Origin of the sequence: Streptomyces sp. SID3343 (assembly GCF_009865215.1) — a bacterium.
Taxonomy (GTDB): domain Bacteria; phylum Actinomycetota; class Actinomycetes; order Streptomycetales; family Streptomycetaceae; genus Embleya.
Map to the genome: position 1 here is coordinate 1 of NZ_WWJX01001216.1, position 2,095 is coordinate 2,095.

Here is a 2,095-nt window from a genome sequence, read left to right on the forward strand (position 1 = left end):
CCGGCGTTGGTGCCGATCGGGAACGCGTGCAGAAAGTGCTCCGAGTGCCCGAGCGGGCGCCGCCGGGCGTCGAACGTGCAGCCGTGCGCGAGGTTGGCGTGTGTCGCGGCGACGCCCTTGGGGATGCCGGTGGTCCCGGAGGTGTAGAGGATCTGGGCGAGTCCGCCCGGCTCGATGTCGGGCAGGAACGTGCCCGGAAAGTACGCCTCGACGTCTTCGATCGTGGCCGTCCACGCGCCGGTCCCGGCGTCGGGAGGGGTCAGGCCGGCCCGGTGCAGCACCGCGGCGGCGCCGCTGTGGCGGAGCAGATGGCGCAGTTCGGCCGGCGCGAGCCGGTCCGACATCGGCACCGCGACCGCGCCGGCGCGCTGTACTCCGAGATACGCGATCGCGTAGTCGATCCAGTCGCCGTTGCCGTAGAGCAGCGCGACTCGCTCGCCCAGGTCCAGGCCGTGGGCGAGCAGTCCGGCGGCGACGGCGTCGGCGCGCTCGTGCCACGTGCCGAACGTCAACTCCTCGCGCCCGCAGTGGATCGCGCCGCGCGCGGGCTCGGTACCCGCGCGATGCGCGAGTACCGCCGACAGACTCTCGGGCACCCGGCGCGGGGTGGGCGTCGTCGTCGGGCGCGAGCCGGCGGTCATCGGAGCACCTTCGCGTGGGCGGGTTCGGTGGTAGCGGACTTCGAGCCGCCGAGCCTGCGTTCGCGCTCCTGAATCCCGATCAGGTCGTCGGCGGGCGCGTCCGGTACGTCCTCGTCGAAGTTCGCGAGCACGGGCAGCCGCAGACCGATCAGCACGAGCGCGACCATCGCGGCGCCGAACACCAGGTAGAGCAGGCCGATTCCGCGCCCCTCACCGTGTCCGATGAGCACCCCGACGGATCCGGCGAGCGGTCCGTCGTCGGCCATCAGCGGTTCGAACAGCCTGGCCCCGAGCGGTGCGATGATCCCGTGCCCGATCGGCAGCGTGGACCACGCGACGAGCGTGTTCAACGCGAACACCCGGCCGTGGAACCGCTGCGGCACCTTGACCTGGACGATCGTCGTGTACACGCCGTTGACCAGGGACAGCGCGCACGACATCCCGAACGCGCCGATCCCCACCACCCACAGGCTCGCGTGCACGCCGGTGAACGCGGACGCGCCGGCGAGCCCGGCCGCGAGGAGCAGCATGCCCCGCAGCCGTTGCCGCCGCGGCCCACCCCAAAAGCCCATCGCGATGCCGCCGACGATCACGCCCGCGCCGGCCGCCATCGACACCCGGGCGGCACCGCCGAGAGTGGCGAACGACAGCACGAGCGGCGTGGTGAGTAGGAACAGCGGGGACAGGAACAGGTTCAGCACCGCGAACCACAGCAGCATGGCCCGGAAGCCGCGATTGCGCCACGAGTACGTGAAGCCGTTGCGGATCTCGGCGGTGAGCGACTCGCGCCGGCGCCACGGCAGCGTGCGGGGGAACTTCACGCACGCGATGATCGTGATCGCGACGGCGTAGCTGATCACGTCCAGGATCAGGATGCCGCGCAGACCGATACCGGCCATCAGGCCCACCGCGACCAGCGGGACCACGAACTGCGCGACGCCGCCCGCCATCTGCACGATTCCGTTGGCGTGGCCGAGGTACTGCTTGGGAACCAACTGCGGTACCGCCGAGGCGTAGGCCAGGCGTTGGAAGGTGAGCGCCATCGACAACGACGCGAGCAGTACGTAGATGTGCCACGCGTGCAGATTGCCCGTGGTCAGCAACAGCAGCAGGACGCCCTGTGTGCCGCCGGCGGCGATGTCGCCGGCGAGCATCACCGTGCGCCGGTCCATCCGGTCCACGATCGCGCCCGCGAGCGGGCCGATCAGGATGCCCGGGAGCATGCCGATCACCGCGTACAGCGCGAAGCGGCCCATCGAGCCGGTCTGGAGGTAGATCCAGATCGGCAGCGCGAACTCGGTCAGGGCGGAGCCGGTGATCGACACGAGCTGGCTGAACGCCACGAGCAGGAACCGACCCATGCCGGGTTGGGGTTCCTTCCCGCCGCCGCGCCCATCGGTACCGACACCGCCTCCGGCGCCGGTGGTCGTCGCGCCGGCGCCGGGCGCGACGTC

At 71.5% G+C, this 2,095-nt stretch carries 2 protein-coding genes; both read right to left on the reverse strand.

Translation table 11 applies throughout. From position 1 onward, the window contains the following. A partial coding sequence (locus tag GT354_RS38420) for a class I adenylate-forming enzyme family protein (protein WP_161361017.1) occupies window positions 1-641 on the reverse strand: 641 nt, incomplete at its 3' end. Further along, window positions 638-2,095: MFS transporter (locus GT354_RS38425; protein WP_237535868.1), on the reverse strand; the 1,458-nt coding region annotated here is incomplete at its 5' end. The genes GT354_RS38420 and GT354_RS38425, both read right to left, overlap by 4 nt.